This is a genomic window from Brachymonas sp. KE5 (genome assembly GCF_057773645.1).
Window position 1 is genome coordinate 709101 of record NZ_CM173463.1, and the last position, 19130, is coordinate 728230.

A 19130-nucleotide genomic window follows, 5' to 3' on the forward strand; every position below is an offset into this window, starting at 1 on the left:
CCGATTATTCGTGGGAATATGACATTTTAGCTTCACCGCAGATGCTGTATATTTGGGGGCATTGCTGCGGCCCATGTGGCAATGATGCAACAAAGAACGTGATTTCCGGAAGGGCCCCGTGCCGAGCGCGTGGAGTGCGGTTACAGTGAATGCGTGCTGTGGCACAATCGGCTCGACGGGTTACGCTCAAACGCATCCGAAACTCGCATAATCGTGCAGCTCCTGCTGTGGTATTTATCAAGAGGATAAACATGAAGAAACTGAATAAAGTAGCTGTGTTGTTCGCAACTGTCGCCATGGCAGGTGCTGCTGTGGCTTCCCCCTCCACCGTGACCGGTGACAACTGGCGCAACAACCACGGCAACCTGATCTGGATGAACGGCACGAACGAACTGTGCTGGCAAGACAACTACTGGACTCCCGCTACCGCTGCCTCCCCGGCTTGCGGCGCTCCGGTTGCCCAGGCTCCCAAGGCTCCCGAGGCAGTTGCTGCCAAGGTGACCTACGCTGCTGACGCTTTCTTCGACTTCGACAAGTCCGTGCTGAAGCCGGCTGGCAAGGCCACGCTGGATGACCTGGTTTCCAAGATCCAGGGCCTGAACATCGAAGCCATCATCTCTACCGGCCACACCGACTCCATCGGTTCCGACGCCTACAACCAGGCTCTGTCCATCCGTCGTGCCAACGCCGTGAAGAACTACCTGGTGTCCAAGGGCATCGCCGCCGAGCGCGTGTACGTGGAAGGCAAGGGCGAGAAGCAGCCTGTTGCCACCAACAAGACTGCCGAAGGCCGCGCCAAGAACCGTCGCGTGGAAATCGAAGTGGTTGGCACCCGCTAATCCTTCTGCTTCCGCAGACGCAAAAAGCCCCGCTTGCGGGGCTTTTTTATTGCCTGTACCGGACACGGGCGCGCCAGCTTTTGAGGCACAATCGGCCTCATGGAAAACACGGACATCACTTCTTCTGCCGCGCCTGCCGCCAACGTGGACCAGGCCGAGATCTCCAAATTCGGCGAGCTCGCCCATCAATGGTGGGATCGTGACGGGGTGCTGCGTACCCTGCACGCCATCAACCCGCTGCGGCTGGGCTGGGTGCAGGAATTCCAGCGTCTGAAGGATCTGCGCGTGCTCGACGTGGGTTGTGGTGGCGGCATCCTGTCCGAATCCATGGCGCAGGTCGGGGCGCAGGTGACGGGCATCGACCTGGCGGAAGAATCCTTGCGCGTGGCGCAACTGCATGCGCTGGAAGCCGGCGTGAACAACGTGAACTACCGCCAGATCAGCGCCGAGGATCTGGCGCGCGAGCAGCCGGGACAGTTCGATGTGGTGACCTGCATGGAACTGCTGGAGCATGTGCCCGATCCAGGCTCTGTCGTGCGCGCCTGTGCCGAGGCCGTGAAACCGGGTGGCTGGGTGTTCTTTTCCACCATCCACCGTAATCCGAAAGCATTCCTGCTGGCGATCGTGGCGGCGGAGTACCTGCTCAACCTGGTGCCGCGTGGCACGCACGAGTATGCGCGCATGATCCAGCCGAGCGAGTTGATGCGCGAGTGCCGTCTGGCCGGGCTGGTGCCCGAGGCCACGCGTGGCCTTCACTACAACCCGCTCACGCAGCGCTACTGGCTGAGCGACAACATCGATGTGAACTACATGCTGGCCTGCCGCAAGCCGGCCTGAATCAGCGGCCCACGTCATGATTTTCATGAGGGTGTGGCAAATTACCGTTTTGGGCAGGGAATATCCTGATTCACTCTGGTTTTGATATTCGATAGTTAATCCATGGATAAATCCGGCACTGCGTTTTTTCCCGGTATTCGGGCCGTTCTTTTCGACCTGGATGGCACGCTCGTCGACAGTGCCCCTGACCTCGGCGGAGCCGTGGATCGCATGCGCACGGCGCGTGGATTGCCCTCGCTGCCGCTGGATGACTACCGGCCCATGGCGGGCGCCGGCGCACGTGGCATGCTGGGTGTGGCCTTTGGCATGACGCCCGAGGACCCGCTGTTTCCCGAGATGCGCGAGGAGTTTTTTCGCAACTACGAGACGCATTTGCTGGACAGGACGTACGCCTTTCATGGGATCGAAGCGCTGCTGGGGCAATTGCAGCAGCAGGGGCTGGCCTGGGGCGTGGTGACCAACAAGACGGAGCGTTTTGCCGTGCCGCTGTGCCGGCAGATGCCGGTGTTGCAATCGGCAGCGGTGGTGATCTGTGGCGATACCACGCCACATGCCAAGCCGCATCCGGAGCCGCTGCTGGAAGCTGCGCGGCGTCTGGCGCTGGAGCCGGCGCAGTGCCTGTATGTGGGGGATGACCTGCGGGACATGGTGGCGGCACATGCGGCCGGCATGCCCTGCGTGGCTGCGGCCTGGGGCTATCTGGGCGAGCATGATATTTCCAGCTGGGGCGCCAGTGCCGAAGCGGCGCAGCCGCTGGACGTGCTGGGCATGGTATGCGCCGGGCAGGCGGCATGAATGGCATGGACCGCATCCATGGCATGGGTGACCGGCGCAGTGCGGCTGACACAAAGGGCGCCGGGAGTGCACGAGACGCCTGGGGCGCAGGTGGTGCACCTGGTGCAAAGAGGGCATTGGGGACAGGGAGGCCAACGGGGGCAAAGCGGGCAATGGGCCGGGCGCTTCGCCTGTGGCGCATGCTTGCCGCAAGTGCTCTGCTGGTATTGAGTGCGCCTGCCGCGTGGGCTGCGGCCTGCCTTGACGAGGCGCAATGGCAGACGTTGCAGCAGCAATCCGAAGTGCAGCCCGCCTTGCTGTATGTGTGGTCGCCGCGCATGGTGCTGTCGGCCGTGCATGCGGACCAGGTGCAGACCGTGGCGCGTCAGGAAGGGCTGCGCATGGTGCCGGTGCATGACCATCGCGTGCCGGCGGAAGAGGTTTCGCAGGCGTTGCAGCGTTTGCGGCAGCAGAATGCGGCGGCAGCCGATGCGCTGGCCGGCAGCGTGCCGCTGTGCAACGAAGACCTGGTGCAGCAGGATGCCTATCGCCACTTTCCCACGGCGTGGGTGGTGCGCAAGGGCAGTGCCCATCCCCGGCCGCTGGTGGCGGCCATGCCGATGCCGTACTGGCGACAGGGCATCCGCCTGCGCATGGTACAGGCCGGAAAACCGAAAGCGGATTGATCCATGCGCATGCATCTTGTTGCCGGACTGTTTCAAGGGACTTTGCGTGACGCTGCGGGCAGCAGCATGAAGCGCTGCCTTGCGCGCTGTGCCGGCGCCATAGGGCTGGTACTGGGGGCTGGCTCGCCCGGACTGGCGCTGGCTGTGGCGGCGGACTCGCCCCAGGCCTGCATTGCGCCCAGTACCTTTGTCGAACTGACGGGCCAGGTGGCCGGTACGTCGCGCGATGCGGCTGGCAGGACGGTGGCGGCGCTGGGCAGCTACGAGCGCATCAGTCCGGACGGGCGCTTTGTGCTGCGCTCCTATTCCGGCGCGCAGCTGGGCAATGTGAGCTTGATGGAATTGCCGGCGTTTGCCGGCACCGTGGTGCGGGGCTATCGCACGCCGTTGTCCAACGAGGCGTTTCCGGTGCAGGGCAGTTGGCGCTATCTGGTGGACATGACGGGCGAGCATTACCGGCTGGCCGATATCCTGCAGCTGCAAGGCAAGGCACGCCCGCTGTTCCGGGGTGGCATGACGGGCTTTTATGCGGCGGCGGCCGAGCTGCCGGGCAACCGTCCGGACGAGATCCGCATCCGCTCCTTCAGCTGGCCCAACGCGGGCGGCGATGACGAGACGCAGGGTCAGGGGGCACTGTCAGTGCGCACGCTCACGGTGGATACGCAGCAGCACCGGGTGACCGGCGATACGGGCATCCAGTACCTGTGCCGGGATCGGGTGCGGGTAGACGGCAACATGTATGCGCTGCCCATGATTTCGGTGGACGGCACCGAGTATGCGGCGATGCCGCAGATGCCGGTGCAGGGCAAGCCGACCATGCGCGTGTTCGGCTTTGGCGAGAGCGGCAAGGGGTGCGAGCTGCGCGATGCGTTTGCGCATGCGAGCGGCAAGACGGTGTTCGGTTTTCCGCACCAGAATGGGGAGGGCGCGGATCTGGCCTACGAATATCGCGGGCAGATCTGGTGGTACAGCCGGGCGCTGAAGCAGGCCTTCAATCTGGCGCCACCGCCGGCGGGCGCGGGCGAGCGGCTGATGGCCAGTGCTTTTCCGGGCATCACGCGCGACGGGCGGGTGATCTATGCCAGCACGCTGCGGCAGTGCGACGCAGCGGGAGGCAACTGCACGGACCGGGTGGGCTACACGATTGCCGACCCGTACCAGAGCGCCGGGGTGCGGGCCTGGCGCCAGCAGCATCCGGGGCAGGCGGCCGACTTGCTGCGTTGCGTGCAGCGGCAGGATGTGCTGCGCGAGCGTGCCGGCTTTGCGGGGATGCATGGGTTGACTCCCTGATCGGGGATGTTGCGCTGCTTGATGACAGAATGCAAGGCTTGCAAGCAACTGTCAGGGCGGGGATGACAGCAGCGACAGTGTCACGTACAATTCACGCTCTTGGGGCTGCATTGGTTTCGACATGGGTTCGGAAGCGTTGCGGAGCATGTCGAGCTTGGGTCACGCTCGTTAATCTCGATTCAAAAAAGTAACTGCAAACGACGAACGTTTCGCACTCGCTGCTTAATCCAGCGGGCCTTGCAACAGTCGGTCAATGGGCTGGGCAAGGGTTGGTTGGCGCAAGCTGACCGATCCCGGCTGCAAGGTTAATTCACATTGACTGGCCATGCGTCGTGTTCCTTGACGTGTGGCGAGACCTAAGGGGACTGGCCTGTTGTGCAGCGTGCCACTGCGCGGCATGACGGGCGAGATCAAATCAGCTGGCTACGCATGTAGAACCGGACGAAGAAGGCTTGTGGACGCGGGTTCAAATCCCGCCAGCTCCACCATCTACAAGGGCTCGGATAGTCTCCGGGCCCTTTTTCTTGCCTGAAATCCCCGCGCCACGTGGGGTTCCGGCCGAAGGGCTTGCGGAAGCCATCCTGCCGCTCGGCTCCAAAATCGGCGTTTTTCGGGCACTTTTCCCGCTCAGAGTCGTCTCTGTCTCTGTTTGGCTTGCGGGTAGTCGCAGCCTGAAGCCCAAAAAATCAACCACTTACGCGCCCTGGTTCGCTGTCAACCGCGCCCGCCGGTTAAACATCGAACCGCGCCACGACCTCCCACTGGGTGGCCCATTTGGTCGGCTGCGAGCAAGCAGGATCCTGGCGGCGAAAATGTCGACGATGACAAGCAAAAAGAAAATCGCTGCTGATCTGCAGTCAGCCCTATCTGGGCAGAGCCCACTGAGCATCGATCTGTACGTGGAAGTTTTGGCCGACTACGAGGACGAACTCAAGACCTCGCTCGACAAGGACGCTGATGACGCCCTGCTGTGCATGCTGGCGGACGACGGTGACGTGGCGATGATGGTCATCGACTGGGACGGCAGCATCTACCGGAACGAAAACGCATTGAAGAAGCTGCAAGCCATGTGGCGGCAGAGCTTTGATACCAACGTGCAGACCCTCGTGCCCATCCTCAGTGATCACATCAGCCAGAAAAACCTGGGTGTGGCAGGCATCAAGTGGCTGCCCGCATCCAGCGATTGAAGCGAACGACGATCCTGGTTACGCATCGAACCGCGCCACCACCGCACGTTGCGCCAGTCCACCGGCAACGGGTTGCGCTGGAACCACAGCAGGCTCATGCACCGGGGCTGCTGCCCGGCATAGATCGCCTTCACGATGTCCGGCTCCAGTAGCGTCAGCCGCAGCAGTTCGTTGACCGTGGAATGGTGCAAGCCTTCGCGCTTGGCGATCTCACTGCCGGTTTCGACCACGCCGTCGTCGAGCAATTGCTGCCAGTAGAACGCCCGTGACAGCGCCGTCAGCAAGGGCTGGTCGTGCACGGCGGCCGTCTTGGCCTGCACCTGCGCCACCGCAGGCCGCACCACCACGGCCCGGCCGCCACGCTTCCTGATCTTCATCGGGATGAAGGTCGTCAGCCGGATTTCATCGCCGTCGCGCCGCTCGCGTCTTACCGCCAACCCGGTGGCCTCGATCTTGGGTTTGTTCTTCACTCCGCCTCCGCTTCCAGTTCCTGCAACTCCGCGCCGACGGTGCCGGGCAGCAGATCCATCGCCAGATCCTGCCAACCAAGGTCACGCCAGACGATTTCCAGCCCGGCATCACCCAGCACCACCCGCTCGATCAGCAACTGCGCCAGCCGCCGCTGCTCGGCGGGATAGAGCGTGGGCCACATCGCCGCGAGGTTGCGCATCGGCAGCACCACCTGGGGCTCGTCCAGGTCAGGTCGAATGACGTGCATCCGATCCACAACCCGCTGCACGATGTGCGGGGCCTGCAGCGCCATCACGATCTGCTCGATAACCAGTGCTTCGATGGGTTCGGCGGGCAACGACCCGTGCCGACTGGCCCAAGCACCCATGCGCCGGTGCAGCACCGGCGTGTAGTAGGCGTACCGTTTGCCTTTCTTGTTGGTGTAGGTCGGCATCAGCTTCTCGCCGTCGTCGGTGAACAGCAGCCCCGACAGCAAGGGTTCGACCTCGCCGCGCGCCACCCACTTGCGTTGCCGTGCGTCCGTTTCGATCAGCGCGTGGACGGCATCCCACTGCGCCTGCGTGATCAGGGCCTGATGCTCGCCGGGATAGCTCTGGCCCCGGTGATTGATCTCGCCCAGGTACATCCGGTTGTGCAGCAGCTTGTACATCGTCTGCTTGGTCAACGGCTTGCCCACCTTGCTCAACAGCCCTTCGGCGGCGTAGGTTTTTGCCATCGACGTGGTGGAGCCGACGTTCACGAAGTCGTTGAAGATGCGCCGTACCAGCGCCGCTTCTTTCTCGTTGACGACGAGCTTGCGCTCGACCACGTCGTAGCCCAGCGGTAGCGGTCCGCCCATCCACATCCCTTTCTTCTTCGACGCCGCAATCTTGTCGCGGATGCGCTCGCCGGTGCGGGGCGCTACTGTCCGATGGCTGCGTAGCCCGCGTCCGTCAGCACCAGGTCATCACCTGCAGGCTCAATCCAACCCCGCTGCAGTAGTGCGGTCAGCACCTTGGCACGCCCACCGCCACGCAGGGTGTCGGGCGGTCTGACGCGCCCATCGGCACGGCGGCCAGCGGTGCGCAATAGCAGGTTTTGCGCTGGGGAGAGTTTGGGCAGTGTGTCCATCGACGCCTCCCTCAGTTGGCCTGGCTGTCGAAGATCGCCAGCAGGTCATCCAGCGCCTGATCGACCCGCCCGAGGTCACCGACGTGGCCCCAGTGGATGGCGTCCGGGTCGTGGTCGAAGTGGTCGTCGGCCAGTTGCTGCAGCCGGGCCAACTTGATGTGGATGGCAGCGGCGCGGGCGAGATAGGCATCGAGGGCGGTGGGCTGGGTGTTCATCGCGGGGCTCCTTGGTTGGTGGATGACGTCACCATTCACGCGCTGAACGATCAGGAAGCCAAGAAAAAGATCATGCCCACAGCATCACTCCCTCGTCTGGAGGCATTCAACCTGATAAATTGCAACCTTTGCTATTCAAACCGACTTTATGCCACCCGAACCCCTGCTGCCGGAGTGCTGCGATGACTGCTGAACCTTGGGTGTCCGTGGACCAGATTGCCGAGCATCTGGGCGTGACGCGCGACTCGATCTACCGCTGGATCGACCGCAAGAACCTGCCCGCGCACCGGGTTGGGCGGCTGTGGAAATTCCAGGTGTCTGAGGTCGATGACTGGGTGCGCGCCGGGGGCGCAGATGAAGAACAACGCAGCGATGGCCAAGCGCCATCGCGCAAAGCTTGAGGGGATGGGCTGAATGCCAACATTGAACTGGATCGGCAAAGAAGCCGTCGTTAAACACCACAAGGACGTGCCGTTTCGACTGCTGGAGCCGGTGGCCGATCTTTCCTGCGGCCCGGCGCAAGGCAAAGACTCGGGCAACCTCATCGTTCAGGGCGACAACCTGCACGCACTGAAAGCACTGCTGCCGCGTTACGCCGGGCAGGTCAAATGCATCTACATCGACCCGCCGTACAACACCGGCAACGAAGGCTGGGTTTACAACGACAACGTCAACAGCCCGGAGATTCGCCGCTGGCTGGGCGAAGTGGTCGGCAAGGAAGGCGAGACGCTGGATCGGCACGACCGCTGGCTGTCGATGATGTACCCGCGCTTGGTGCTGCTGAAGCAGTTTCTGCGTGAGGACGGTGCGATCTTTGTGTCCATCGATGACAACGAGGTGGCGACGCTACGGTTGTTGATGGATGAGATTTTTGAAGCCCGTAATTTTGTGGGCACAGTTATCTGGCAAAAGAAGTACGCAGTAGCTAACGACCACAAAACCATTGCTCCAATGCACGACTTTGTGCTGGTCTATCAGCGCTCCCCGAGTTGGCAGCGCAATCTGCTTCCTCGTGGGGAGGAAAAAGACAGTCAGTACAAATTTGAAGACCAGAAGGGTCAATTTCGCAGTAGCGACTACACATGCGCCAAGACAGCCGAAGAGCGCCCCAATCTGTACTACCCAGTCACCAACCCCAATACGGGCGAGGAAATCTGGCCCAAACGCACCCGTGTCTGGGCCTACTCGCAAGAGGAACACCAACGCCATGTGGCAGAGGGTTTGATCTACTGGGGCAAGGACGGCAAGGGCAAAGTGCCTGCCTATAAGCGCTACAAACACTTGCTCCGCAATGATGGGGTGGTGCCGCAAACGCTGTGGCCGCACGAATTTGCTGGCCACACGGATGGTTCGCGTAAAGAACTGCGCGAAGTCCTGCACGACATTCCTTCTGTCTCAGATTTTGCAACGCCAAAGCCGTCTTTGCTCATTCAGCGCGTTCTGCAAATTGCCACCGACAAAGAATCGCTGATCCTCGACAGCTTCGCAGGCTCTGGAACCACGGCCCACGCCGTACTGAAACAAAACGACGAGGACGGCGGCAATCGCCGCTTCATCCTGGTGGAAATGGATGAAAACATCGCCCAGGACGTCACCCGCGAGCGTGTTAAACGGGTGGCTGAGGGCTACAGTAACGCCAAAGGCCAAACAGTAGAGGGCCTCGGCGGCGGCTTCCAGTTCTGCCGCCTGTCTGCCGAACCGCTGTTCGACGCCGACGGCCAAATCCGCAGCGATGTGAAGTTCGCGCAACTGGCCGAATTTGTCTGGTTCGCCGAAACCGGCACAGGCTTCACTGGCACTGCTGATTCGCCGCTACTGGGCGTGCACGAGGGCCGTGCCATCTATCTGCTCTACAACGGCATCCTCAAGGACAAATCTGTGGGCGGTGGCAATGTGCTGACCGGCCCGGTGTTTGAGGTGTTGCCTAAATTCGCTGGCCCGAAAGTGATCTACGCCGCCGCCAACCGCATGGGTGCCCGCGCTGCACGCGAGGGCGTCACCTTCAAGCAAACCCCTTACGCGTTGGAGGTGTAAGCCATGTCCGGATTCGCACCGAAAATCTATCAACAGCAAGTGCTCGACAGCGTGGAAGCCTATTTCAAGGCCTGCCACGAACTGCCGTCACCGTCAATTGCCTTCACCGCCACCACCGAACGCCTGTGGGGGCGCGGTTTGTCTTACAACCCGCTGTCTGGCTTTCCGGCTGACATGCCGTACTTCTGCTTGCGCGTACCCACCGGTGGCGGCAAGACCTGGTTGGCGGCCAAGAGCGTGGCACGAGTCAACACCCACCTGCTGCGCTGCGAACACAGCGTGATTCTGTGGCTGGTGCCCAGCAAGCCGATTCGTGAGCAGACCATCAAGGCGCTGAAGGATCGCAGTCACCCGTATCACGCCGCACTGCGCGAGGCTGGCCCGATCACGGTGCTGGATTTGGAGGAAGCCAAGAGCGTCACCCGCGCCACGTTGGATACCTCGACTACCGTCATCGTTGCCACGCGGCAGGCGTTTCAGGTGGAAGACGAAGAGTGCCGCAAGGTGTACCAGTCCAGCGGCGCGCTGATGCACCACTTCGACAATCTGTCCCCCAGCCAGCGTGATGAATTGCTGACCGATGGTGAGGGCAGCGAGCGCACGACCCCGTATTCGCTGGCCAACGTGTTGCGTCTGCGCCGACCGTTCGTGGTGGTGGACGAGGCGCACAACAGCCGCACCGAACTGGCTTTTGACATGCTGGCGCGCTTCCGCCCCAGCGGCGTGATGGAGCTAACCGCCACACCCGACCTAGAGCGGACACCCAGCAATGTGCTGCACAGCGTGTCCGCCGCCGAGTTGAAGGCGGAGGAAATGATCAAGCTGCCCGTTGTCCTGGAAACCGAGCCGAACTGGCAACAGTGCCTGGCCGATGCCATTGGTCGACGCGATGCCTTGCACAAGTTGGCCGATGAGGAACGACGTGCCGGGGCTGCGTATTTGCGCCCGCTGGTATTGATTCAGTCGGAACCACGCCGCGCCGGAATCGAGACGCTGGATTTCGAGAAGGTGAAGAACGAGCTGATCACCAACCACGGCATCCCGGCCAGCGAAATTGTGGTGGCCACGGGCGAAGAAAAAGGGCTGGAGCAGATCGACGCCGATTACAAGCTGGGCATAGCCGACCCGACCTGCCCGGTGAAGTTTGTCATCACCCAGAAGGCGCTGGCCGAGGGCTGGGACTGCCCCTTTGCCTACATTCTGGTGAGCATGGCTTCGCTGTCATCGGCCACGGCGGTGGAGCAGTTGCTGGGGCGCGTGCTGCGGCAGCCCGGTGCCAGCCATCGTCAGGCGAAGGCCTTGAACCAGTCCTACGCCTTTGTGGTGTCGCGCAACTTTGCCGAAACGGCGGGTGCTTTGCGCGACCGTCTGGTAGCCGGTGCGGGTTTCGAGCGGCGCGAAGTCACGGAGTTCGTTACTGCCGCCAAGGCAGAGCAGGCACGGCTGGACCTGGAGGGCCACGCCGGGCGCGTCATCGTTCGGCCAGTTGCGATTACGTTATCCGAAAAGCCCGACCTGAAGAGCGTACCGAAGCCGGTGCGTGACAAGGTCAGCTGGGACGGCAAGCTCAACACCCTGACGATCAGCACCCCACTGACCGAAGATGAAGCCGAGGTGCTCAAGGCCTCGGTGACCTCCGAAACAGCGGCAGCGGCCATTGTGGAGGCCGCCGAAGTCAGCCGCACCACAGCGATTGAATTCTTCCAGACACCCGCCGAATTGGGCGAGCGCTTCCGTGTGCCCCAACTGGCCTTGCGCGTGCAGGGCAGTCAAGGTGAATTGGCGCTGTTTGATGACCCGGAGGTGCTGGAGTATCCATGGGACCTTTCGCCCTACGATGCTGCACCGACAGCCGACGACCTGACCGCATTGGGTGCGGCGCTGAAAGTGTCGGAAGGTGGCGAGATCGACATCGATGCTGGCGGTCACGTGGTGTCGCGCTTCTTGCCCGATTTGCAGCGCGATCTGGGCCTCGTCTATCAACCAGAAAACTGGGATGAAGTCCGCATTGCCACCTGGCTGTGCCGCAACCTGCCCGAGCCGTCGCTGACCCACGCCAGCAAGCAGACGTTTGTCGCCGCGTGGCTCACCGATTTGCTGCGCCGGGAAGGCTTCACGCTGGCACGCGCCAACTTGCAGAAGTTCTTGATCCGCAATCTGGTCGAGGCGCGCATTCGTGAACTGCGCAAGCAGGCCGTCGGCAAGGCTTTCCAGCAGGCACTATTTGGTGACGATGCGGCCACGCGCGTGGCGGTGACCGATCAATACGCCTTCGAGTTCCACGCCCAGGCCTACGCGCCCAGCCGTGACTACGACGGGCGCTTCGGGCACTTCGATTTCCGCAAGCACTTCTACGGACGGATGGGCGACTTCGACAGCAAGGAAGAGTTCGAATGCGCCTGCCAGTTGGATATGTGGGCGCAGCAGGGCCGTATCCAGTTCTGGGTGCGCAACCTGGTTCGGCGCGAAGGCAGTTCCTTCTTCTTGCAGAAGGCAGATGGCCGTTTCTACCCGGACTTTCTGTGCCAGTTGCCAGGCAGTGCAGACAAGCCCGGAGTGATTTTGGCGGTGGAGTACAAGGGGGCTGATCGCTGGAACGGTGCTGAAGATGATCGTTTGATCGGTGGCCTGTGGGCCAATCTGTCGGAAGGCCGTTGCCGATTCGTGATGGTCAAGGACAAGCGCTGGGATTGGGTTGAGGAGGTGCTGAAGTGAAACCGAAAACCAGCACGCAGAAAATCCAAATCAGGAGCATCTGATGAAGCTACGCCGCCTGCGCATTCACAATTTCCGCTCGATTATCGAGGCGGACATTGAGATTCACGACTATACGATGATCGTCGGTGCCAACAACGCAGGCAAAAGTAATGTACTGGCGGCGCTGCGGGCGTTTTACGAAGACGTCAAATGGTCCGCCGAGGACGTTCCCAAAGTGGGCAAGAGTTCCGACGAGACTTGGATCGAATTGGCATTTGCGCTGACCGATGCGGAATGGATCAGCCTGGCGGACAAGTACAAGGAGGGTGTGACGGACCAGACCCTGACGGTGCGGCGCTACTTTGTTTCTAAGGATCGCGTCAAGGCAAATCAGAGCAACATCTATGGTTTGGTCAAAGGTGAGCCGGAAGATTCTTATTTTTACGGTGCCAAGAATATCGGCACGGCCAAGGTGGGGCGCGTCATCTACATCCCTGCGCAGACGACGGCCGCCGATCAGATGAAAACCTCCGGCCCGTCACCGCTGCGCGACATGCTCAATTTCATGCTCAAGCGTGTGGTGTCGGAAAGCGTGGCCTATAAGGCTGTGGAGGAAGCTTTCGGCAAACTCAATGAAGAGGCCCGTGGCGACGATGGTTTCCTTGCCAAAATCGCAAAACCGATCAACGAAGCCATCGGCCACTGGGGCGTGCGCTTTGATATGTCGGTCAATGCAGTATCGCCGGATGACATCACAAAAAATCTGGTCAAGCACGCGTTTGCCGATGCCATGCTGGGCGATACCGCGTTTGCGCTGGATCGCTATGGGCACGGTTTCCAACGCTCATTTTTATATGAGCTGATCAAACTCGCGCCGTCATTCGCGGACACCAAAACAAGCGAGAAGAAAGAATTTGATCCGGACTTCACGCTGATTCTGTTTGAGGAACCAGAAGCCTTCCTGCATCCGGCCCAGCAGGAAAACATGGCTTTCCACCTGCGCCGCCTGGGTGCGGGAGCTGGACAGCAGGTTGTCATCACCAGTCACTCTCCAATTTTTGTTGGCAAGGTAGCCGATGATCTTTGCCAGATCGTCCGGGCGCGGCGCGAAGGTGGAATCACGGCCTTGGGGCAGATCGGTAGGGTGATCGCCAAGGACGTCTTTGCAGAAGGGCTGGCGTTTCGGAAGTGCTTGGAAGGCTTTGTGAATGACACTGCAATTCATGACGATCAGAAGAAGGATGCCCGGGATCTCCTGAAAGCAGCGCAACCCGATGAGGAAATCGCCACACAGGAGGAACGCTTCCGGTATCAGTTGTGGCTGGATTCCGAACGCGCCTCGATGTTCTTTGCCGATCGCGTTCTGCTGGTCGAAGGGGCCACGGAAAAAGCGCTGTTCGGTTGGCTGCTGGCGCGGGACTGGCATGAACTGACCCGATACCGCATCGTCGTGGTCGATGTGATGGGCAAGTTCAACTTCCACCGCTACACGGCGCTGCTGGAGCAGTTCGGCATTCCCTACGGTCTGATGCTTGACGACGATCTGGACAAGCAGCACCACAAGGCGGTCAACGAAATGCTGCGCAATCAGACTGGGCAGCATCGCCTTGCGCCAGCCGTGTTCATCCCGACGCATATGGAGTCCTTCCTTGGCAAGGCATTGCCGGGGCGCAATGACCAAAAGCCAGTGCAGGTCCTCCGTGAGCTTGAATCAGGTGGCCTGACGGGTGACAAACTCACAGCGCTGAAGGCCAAGTTCTGCGAGGCGTTGGCGCTCGCCAGCAAGACTGGTGCTCCCGATGCGCCGCTCGGCAGCCCACTTCCCGCTTTCCTGAATCCCGGGAGGGCAGTTTGATGGTCTTCAGCGCCACTTGGTTTCTTTTGGAGCAAGAGGGGCTACTGGCCCAAGCCACGCCGGGTCAGCGCAAACGTGCTGAGTTGAACGGACAGCTGGCATCCGCAGCCTTCGGTGACGCCGCTGCCAGCCTGATCAGTGATATGAATCAACAGCAGATGGATGTCGCTCGCTTGTTCACTCGCGCTTCGGAACTGGATTCGGCGGCTCGGCATGCCATCTATGCGCTGGTGACATTGATCGCTGCCCTGCGCGAAGTGATCGATTCACTGTGTGATAGTGCCTGGAAAGCAAGCCCTGCTGGCAGGTCGGGTATGCCTGACGTACCTGATATGAAGGAGTTCTTCCAGTTTGCCTGGGCAGACAGGCCGTACGTGATGCGAAAGCGGATGTGGCCCTGATATGACCGAAATACAAGCACCTAACCCCGGAGAATTCTTACTTTACGAAACCGAGGACGGTCGCACCCGGGTCGAATGCCGTTTCGCTGAGGATACCCTTTGGCTGTCTCAGGCCATGATGGCAGAGCTGTTTCAGACCTCACCGCAGAACATTACGCTGCACCTCAAGGCGCTCTACTCGGAAGGGGAAATTGCCACTGAGGCAACCTGTAAGAGTTACTTACAAGTTCGGTCGGAGGGAGATCGGCAGGTCCGGCGCACGGTGAAATTCTACAATCTCGACGCTATCCTGGCCGTGGGCTACCGGGTCCGCTCGCCGCGCGGTACGCAGTTTCGTCGCTGGGCCACCGAACGGCTGCGCGAGTATCTGGTCAAGGGTTTCACCCTGGATGATGAACGCCTGAAAAGCCCGCCCGTCGCTGGCTCGGCGGTACCGGACCGCTTCGACGAGTTGCTGGATCGCATCCGCGACATCCGGGCCAGCGAGCGCCGGATGTACCTGCGCGTGCGCGAGATTTTTGCGATGGCGGCAGACTATTCTCCATCGCTGCCGGAAACCACCAAATTCTTCCGATTCATCCAGAACAAGCTGCACTTCGCCGTGACCGGCAAGACCGCCGCCGAGCTGATTGCCGAGCGCGCTGACAGCAACCGTCCGAACATGGGCCTGACCACCTGGAAATCGGGCAGCGTACAGAAGGCCGACGTGACTGTGGCCAAAAACTACCTGCACGAACCAGAGATCAACGAGCTTAATCGCATCGTCACGATGTGGCTGGACTTCGCAGAAGATCAGGCGCGGCGGCGGAAAGAAGTATTTCTCAAGGATTGGGCCGGAAAACTTGATGCATTTTTGAAGTTCAACGATCGCAACGTATTGGATGGTGCGGGCCGGGTTTCCAAGAAACAAGCCGACGCCCATGCAGAGGGCGAGTACGAGCAGTTTGCAGCTCAGCGTCGGGCATTCCTTGAGGCGGAAGGGGCCGAGGTCAATGTACGAGCCTTGGAGGCAGCAGCAAAGGCATTACCGAAGCCCGACAAGACAAGGAAATGAGGGTGCTGGATTGCGATGAACTATCTGGATTGCGAGCCGAGAACGCGCGCCTGATCGCGCTGCTCGAATCTCACGGAATCGAATGGCGGGTGCCGGCACAGCCAGTTGTTGCCGTGCAGGAGTCAGAACTATCCCGGTTGTCCACTGCTGAGAAGGTGGCACTGTTCCGAACGTTGTTTCGTGGTCGCACGGATGTGTATCCGATCCGCTGGGAAGGCAAGACCAGCGGCAAGTCTGGCTACGCCCCGGCCTGCGCCAACGAGTGGCGAGCGGGCGTCTGCGAAAAGCCGCGCATCAAGTGTGGCGACTGCGCTCACCGCGTCTTGCAGCCGCTGACCGATGCGGTGATCTACGACCATCTGGCCGGTGAACACACCATCGGCGTCTATCCGCTGCTGGAAGGCGACACCTGCCATTTCCTGGCCGTCGATTTCGATGAGGCTGATTGGCGCGAGGATGCCCAGGCCTTCAGCCAGTCTTGCACCGAACTGGGCGTGTCGGCGGCGCTGGAGATATCCCGCTCCGGCCAGGGCGCGCACGCCTGGGTGTTCTTCGCCGGTGCGGTATCGGCGCGCGATGCGCGTCGTCTGGGTACGGCCATCATCAGCCACGCCTGCACGCGCACCCGCCAACTACAACTGACGTCCTACGACCGGCTGTTCCCGAATCAGGACACGATGCCCAAGGGCGGCTTTGGCAATCTGATTGCCTTGCCCTTGCAGAAGCATCCGCGCGAGCGGGGGTTCAGCGTATTCGTGGATGCCAGTCTGCAGCCGTATCCCGACCAGTGGACGTTTCTCGCATCCGTTGCGCGGATGCCAGCGCACGACATCGAACCGACCATCCTGCGCGCCACGGGCGGCGCGCATCCGCTGGACGTGACCTTCATCGACGACGAGGATCTGGCCACGCCGTGGAAGCGGGAAAACAAGCCAGCCAAGCTGGCCGGTCTGATGCCCAAATCGCTGACCGTCATCCTGGCCAATCAGATCTATTTCGAGAAGGCGCAACTGCCGCAGGCGCTGGCCAATCGCCTGATCCGACTGGCAGCCTTTCAGAATCCGGAGTTCTATCGGGCGCAGGCGATGCGGATGTCGGTGTGGGACAAGCCGCGCATCATCGGCTGCGCCGAAAATTTTCCGCAGCACATCGCGCTGCCGCGCGGGTGTTTCGACGCCGCGCGTGACCTGTTGGCGGACAACGGCATTCGCCTCGACCAGCGCGATGAGCGCCACGCCGGAACACCCATCGCCGTTGGCTTCAGCGGCACGCTGCGCCCAGACCAGGAAGCCGCCGTGGCGGCGATGCTGGGTCACGATGCTGGTGTGCTGTGCGCGCCAACGGCCTTCGGCAAAACGGTGACGGCCGCAGCGATCATCGCCCGGCGCGGCGTCAACACCTTGGTTCTGGTGCACCGCACGGAACTGCTCAAGCAGTGGCAGGTGCGCCTTGCCGCATTCCTGGATGCAGGCAAGGATGTGATCGGCGTCATCGGCGGCGGCAAGAACAGGCCCACCAGCCAGATCGACATCGCGGTGATGCAATCGCTTTCGCGTCAAGGCGAGGTCGATCCACTGGTGGAAAGCTATGGACAGGTGATCGTGGACGAATGCCACCATGTCGGCGCGGCGTCCTTCGATGCCATCCTGCGGCGTGCAGGGGCGAAACACGTGGTCGGCCTGACGGCAACGCCGATTCGCCGCGACGGGCAACAGCCCATCATCTTCATGCAATGCGGACCGATCCGGCACAAGGCGGCGCAGCCGCTTGACGCGCCGCACGATCTGGCGGTGATGCCGCAGTTCATCGAGTCGCTGATCGCTCTGCCAGCGGAGGCGGGCATCCAGGATGTGTTCCGGCATCTGGCACAAGACGCGGCCCGCACGGCAGCCATCGCCAGTGCGATCACCAACGCCTTCCGGCAAGGCCGCAAGGTGCTGGCGCTGACCGAACGCACCGAGCACATCGACGCCATTCGCGCCGCGTTGGCCGATCAGGTGCCGGAGCCGTTCGTGTTGCACGGCCGGATGTCAAAAAAGCAGCGCGCCGCGTTGATCGCCGCGCTCGATGCCTTGTCGCCGGACGCGCCGCGCGTGCTGCTGGCCACCGGCAAGCTGGTTGGCGAAGGCTTCGACCATCCACCACTGGACACCTTGGTGCTGGCGATGCCCGTCTCGTGGAAAGGCACGCTGCAGCAATACGCCGGGCGCCTGCACCGGGAACACGCCAGCAAGACCGACGTGCGCATCATCGACTTCGTCGACACGGGGCATCCGGCCTTGCTGCGGATGTGGGACAAGCGCCAGCGTGGCTATCGGGCGATGGGGTATCGCGTCGATTCGGGTGCGCCGTCCGTAGGCCGTTTCGAATGGTGATGTCGGCTGGGCAGGGTGCCTGAACAGCCGTGTAGACAATCTATGCCACTCGGTGGCACAATATTTCCAATGACGCGAGTATTCAAAACTCGCCACTTCCAACGATGGATGCGCAAGACGGAGCTCACCGATGCCGTCCTGTGCAGGGCCGTTCAGGAGATGGCGGCCGGCCTGATCGACGCTGACCTCGGCGGCAGCGTGGTGAAGAAACGCGTCGGGTTGGCGGGGCGTGGCAAGCGTGGCGGCGTGCGCACGCTGGTCGCCACCAACAAGGGCAACCGTTGGTTTTTCGTGTTCGGCTTCGAGAAGAACGAACGGGCGAACGTCAGCGACGAGGAACTCGAAGGCTTGCAGACCATCGCCGCCGACCTGCTGGCTCGAACAGGCCCGCAACTGGATGAAGCCGTTGCCGACGGCGCTTTGCAGGAGATTTGCCAATGACCACCAAGACCAAGAGTCGCATCCTCGAGGCCGTTCACGAATCGGCCAGCGATCTGCATCGCCTGGGATTCATCGACAAGCGCAAGATGCAGAAATACGACGCGCTGTGCCTGGAACCGGTGCGGGACTACGACGCCGAAAAGGTCAAGGCGCTGCGCGAGCGATTGCACCTGAGTCAGGCCGTGCTGGCCAGCGTGCTGAACACCAGCACGTCCACTGTCCGCAAGTGGGAGGTGGGCGACAAGCGCCCCAGCGGTCCGTCGCAAAAGCTGCTGGACATCCTCGAGCGCAAGGGACTGGAAGCGGTTCTTTGATCCGCCCATTGCCGCTCACGCCCGCTGCATTGCTATTCAAGCGACGGAGACGGAATTGAACCGGCGTCCGTCCGCCACCATACATTCAAAGGCCTCCGCTGAAAATCGGCGGAGGCCTTTTGTTTTCTGGAAAAGAGCTTGTCATGACAATGTCCGGACAAATATAGTCTAGGGGCCCCATGCCATTGCGGAGGGACATCATGAGCACCCTGAATTTTTCCAAGACCGAACGCATCGACGTGCGCGCAAGTGCCCCAGTCAAACAGCTGCTGCAGGATGCGGCACGTGCCTATCACAAGAGCGTCAGCGAATTTCTGCTGGATGCCGGGGTGACGGCGGCTGCGCAGACGCTGGCGGATCGTCGCCAGTTCGTGCTTGATGAAGCAGGTTGGGCTGCGTTCCACGAAGCGCTGGATCGCCCGGTTGCGGCCAAGCCGCGTCTGAAGAAATTGCTGCGTGAGCCCGGGGTACTTGATTGAGTCACGGCTACGCGCCCGTTCGTAAACTGCTTGCAACGGATCAGGTCGATGCTTTCGATTGTGGGCAGGCT

The 19130-nt window shown here is 61.5% G+C and carries 19 protein-coding genes, 1 other RNA gene and 1 pseudogene; 17 read left to right on the forward strand and 4 right to left on the reverse strand.

Translation table 11 applies throughout. The annotated features are described in order from the left end of the window. Positions 1–251: 251 nt before the first annotated feature. The 7 genes from ompA (at position 252) to ACX36O_RS03330 (ending at position 5613) form a co-directional block, all read left to right on the forward strand. Positions 252–839, forward strand: a complete 588-nt coding sequence (gene ompA, locus ACX36O_RS03300; protein ID WP_213359400.1) for an outer membrane protein OmpA — start codon at positions 252–254, stop codon at positions 837–839. Positions 840–938: 99 nt separating this feature from the next. Then, a complete protein-coding gene (gene ubiG, locus ACX36O_RS03305) occupies positions 939–1676 on the forward strand; it encodes a bifunctional 2-polyprenyl-6-hydroxyphenol methylase/3-demethylubiquinol 3-O-methyltransferase UbiG (RefSeq protein ID WP_213359403.1) in 738 nt (245 codons plus the stop codon). A 102-nt stretch (positions 1677–1778) separates the two neighbouring features. Then, on the forward strand, positions 1779–2471 hold the full coding sequence (gph, locus tag ACX36O_RS03310; protein ID WP_488360047.1) for a phosphoglycolate phosphatase: 693 nt from the start codon (positions 1779–1781) through the stop codon (positions 2469–2471). A 179-nt stretch (positions 2472–2650) separates the two neighbouring features. Further along, positions 2651–3136 (forward strand): hypothetical protein, encoded by a 486-nt coding sequence (locus ACX36O_RS03315; protein WP_213359408.1) that lies wholly within the window; start codon positions 2651–2653, stop codon positions 3134–3136. Positions 3137–3202: 66 nt separating this feature from the next. Next, the gene (locus ACX36O_RS03320; RefSeq protein ID WP_488360048.1) at positions 3203–4426 is read left to right on the forward strand and encodes a hypothetical protein; all 1224 of its coding nucleotides are present in this window, start codon (positions 3203–3205) and stop codon (positions 4424–4426) included. Positions 4427–4527: 101 nt separating this feature from the next. Further along, positions 4528–4914: a transfer-messenger RNA gene (ssrA, locus tag ACX36O_RS03325) on the forward strand. Positions 4915–4950: 36 nt separating this feature from the next. After that, on the forward strand, positions 4951–5613 hold the full coding sequence (locus tag ACX36O_RS03330; RefSeq protein WP_488360049.1) for a hypothetical protein: 663 nt from the start codon (positions 4951–4953) through the stop codon (positions 5611–5613). A gap of 18 nt (positions 5614–5631) precedes the next feature. Here ACX36O_RS03330 and ACX36O_RS03335 read toward each other — a convergent pair. The 4 genes and pseudogenes from ACX36O_RS03335 to ACX36O_RS03350 all read right to left on the reverse strand — a co-directional run bounded on the left by ACX36O_RS03335 (position 5632) and on the right by ACX36O_RS03350 (position 7409). Further along, positions 5632–5990, reverse strand: a pseudogene (locus tag ACX36O_RS03335) (hypothetical protein). 89 nt (positions 5991–6079) lie between these two features. Beyond that, a complete protein-coding gene (locus tag ACX36O_RS03340) occupies positions 6080–6928 on the reverse strand; it encodes a recombinase family protein (protein WP_488360050.1) in 849 nt (282 codons plus the stop codon). A gap of 56 nt (positions 6929–6984) precedes the next feature. After that, positions 6985–7194 carry a hypothetical protein gene (locus tag ACX36O_RS03345; protein WP_488360051.1) on the reverse strand — a complete coding sequence of 70 codons (210 nt, stop codon included), beginning with the start codon at positions 7192–7194 and terminating at the stop codon, positions 6985–6987. 11 nt (positions 7195–7205) lie between these two features. Beyond that, on the reverse strand, positions 7206–7409 hold the full coding sequence (locus tag ACX36O_RS03350) for a hypothetical protein (protein ID WP_488360052.1): 204 nt from the start codon (positions 7407–7409) through the stop codon (positions 7206–7208). 182 nt (positions 7410–7591) lie between these two features. On the opposite strand from ACX36O_RS03350, the gene ACX36O_RS03355 reads away from it, so the two are divergent. The 10 genes from ACX36O_RS03355 (at position 7592) to ACX36O_RS03400 (ending at position 19059) form a co-directional block, all read left to right on the forward strand. After that, complete coding sequence (locus ACX36O_RS03355; protein ID WP_371698284.1) at positions 7592–7810, forward strand: helix-turn-helix domain-containing protein; 219 nt, start codon at positions 7592–7594, stop codon at positions 7808–7810. A 13-nt stretch (positions 7811–7823) separates the two neighbouring features. Next, positions 7824–9443 (forward strand): site-specific DNA-methyltransferase, encoded by a 1620-nt coding sequence (locus tag ACX36O_RS03360; protein WP_488360053.1) that lies wholly within the window; start codon positions 7824–7826, stop codon positions 9441–9443. Between the two features lie 3 nt (positions 9444–9446). Beyond that, positions 9447–12158, forward strand: a complete 2712-nt coding sequence (locus tag ACX36O_RS03365; RefSeq protein ID WP_488360054.1) for a DEAD/DEAH box helicase — start codon at positions 9447–9449, stop codon at positions 12156–12158. Between the two features lie 43 nt (positions 12159–12201). Next, entirely contained in the window at positions 12202–13995 is a 1794-nt protein-coding gene (locus ACX36O_RS03370) for an ATP-dependent nuclease (RefSeq protein ID WP_488360055.1), read from the forward strand. Continuing rightward, positions 13995–14396, forward strand: a complete 402-nt coding sequence (locus ACX36O_RS03375) for a hypothetical protein (protein WP_371698292.1) — start codon at positions 13995–13997, stop codon at positions 14394–14396. The genes ACX36O_RS03370 and ACX36O_RS03375 overlap by 1 nt, the downstream gene beginning before the upstream one ends. A 1-nt stretch (position 14397) precedes the next feature. Then, a complete protein-coding gene (locus tag ACX36O_RS03380) occupies positions 14398–15450 on the forward strand; it encodes a virulence RhuM family protein (RefSeq protein WP_371698294.1) in 1053 nt (350 codons plus the stop codon). Next, positions 15447–17825 carry a TOTE conflict system archaeo-eukaryotic primase domain-containing protein gene (locus tag ACX36O_RS03385; RefSeq protein WP_488360056.1) on the forward strand — a complete coding sequence of 793 codons (2379 nt, stop codon included), beginning with the start codon at positions 15447–15449 and terminating at the stop codon, positions 17823–17825. Before ACX36O_RS03380 ends, ACX36O_RS03385 begins: the two co-directional genes overlap by 4 nt. Before the next feature lie 69 nt (positions 17826–17894). After that, positions 17895–18266 (forward strand): type II toxin-antitoxin system RelE/ParE family toxin, encoded by a 372-nt coding sequence (locus tag ACX36O_RS03390; RefSeq protein WP_285886656.1) that lies wholly within the window; start codon positions 17895–17897, stop codon positions 18264–18266. Next, entirely contained in the window at positions 18263–18580 is a 318-nt protein-coding gene (locus ACX36O_RS03395; protein WP_251708680.1) for a helix-turn-helix domain-containing protein, read from the forward strand. Before ACX36O_RS03390 ends, ACX36O_RS03395 begins: the two co-directional genes overlap by 4 nt. A 200-nt stretch (positions 18581–18780) precedes the next feature. Continuing rightward, positions 18781–19059, forward strand: a complete 279-nt coding sequence (locus tag ACX36O_RS03400; protein WP_488360057.1) for a type II toxin-antitoxin system TacA family antitoxin — start codon at positions 18781–18783, stop codon at positions 19057–19059. The last annotated feature ends 71 nt before the right edge of the window (positions 19060–19130 follow it).

Coding starts and splice junctions, on each gene's coding strand:
- ACX36O_RS03360 (WP_488360053.1), top strand. CDS start 7,824: ATGCCAACATTGAACTGGATCGGCAAAGAAGCCGTCGTTAAACACCAC.
- ACX36O_RS03375 (WP_371698292.1), top strand. CDS start 13,995: ATGGTCTTCAGCGCCACTTGGTTTCTTTTGGAGCAAGAGGGGCTACTG.
- ACX36O_RS03385 (WP_488360056.1), top strand. CDS start 15,447: ATGAGGGTGCTGGATTGCGATGAACTATCTGGATTGCGAGCCGAGAAC.
- ACX36O_RS03395 (WP_251708680.1), top strand. CDS start 18,263: ATGACCACCAAGACCAAGAGTCGCATCCTCGAGGCCGTTCACGAATCG.
- ACX36O_RS03365 (WP_488360054.1), top strand. CDS start 9,447: ATGTCCGGATTCGCACCGAAAATCTATCAACAGCAAGTGCTCGACAGC.
- ACX36O_RS03370 (WP_488360055.1), top strand. CDS start 12,202: ATGAAGCTACGCCGCCTGCGCATTCACAATTTCCGCTCGATTATCGAG.
- ACX36O_RS03400 (WP_488360057.1), top strand. CDS start 18,781: ATGAGCACCCTGAATTTTTCCAAGACCGAACGCATCGACGTGCGCGCA.
- ACX36O_RS03345 (WP_488360051.1), bottom strand. CDS start 7,194: ATGGACACACTGCCCAAACTCTCCCCAGCGCAAAACCTGCTATTGCGC.
- ACX36O_RS03340 (WP_488360050.1), bottom strand. CDS start 6,928: ATGTGGATGGGCGGACCGCTACCGCTGGGCTACGACGTGGTCGAGCGC.
- ACX36O_RS03380 (WP_371698294.1), top strand. CDS start 14,398: ATGACCGAAATACAAGCACCTAACCCCGGAGAATTCTTACTTTACGAA.
- gph (WP_488360047.1), top strand. CDS start 1,779: ATGGATAAATCCGGCACTGCGTTTTTTCCCGGTATTCGGGCCGTTCTT.
- ACX36O_RS03355 (WP_371698284.1), top strand. CDS start 7,592: ATGACTGCTGAACCTTGGGTGTCCGTGGACCAGATTGCCGAGCATCTG.
- ubiG (WP_213359403.1), top strand. CDS start 939: ATGGAAAACACGGACATCACTTCTTCTGCCGCGCCTGCCGCCAACGTG.
- ACX36O_RS03350 (WP_488360052.1), bottom strand. CDS start 7,409: ATGAACACCCAGCCCACCGCCCTCGATGCCTATCTCGCCCGCGCCGCT.
- ompA (WP_213359400.1), top strand. CDS start 252: ATGAAGAAACTGAATAAAGTAGCTGTGTTGTTCGCAACTGTCGCCATG.
- ACX36O_RS03315 (WP_213359408.1), top strand. CDS start 2,651: ATGCTTGCCGCAAGTGCTCTGCTGGTATTGAGTGCGCCTGCCGCGTGG.
- ACX36O_RS03320 (WP_488360048.1), top strand. CDS start 3,203: ATGAAGCGCTGCCTTGCGCGCTGTGCCGGCGCCATAGGGCTGGTACTG.
- ACX36O_RS03390 (WP_285886656.1), top strand. CDS start 17,895: ATGACGCGAGTATTCAAAACTCGCCACTTCCAACGATGGATGCGCAAG.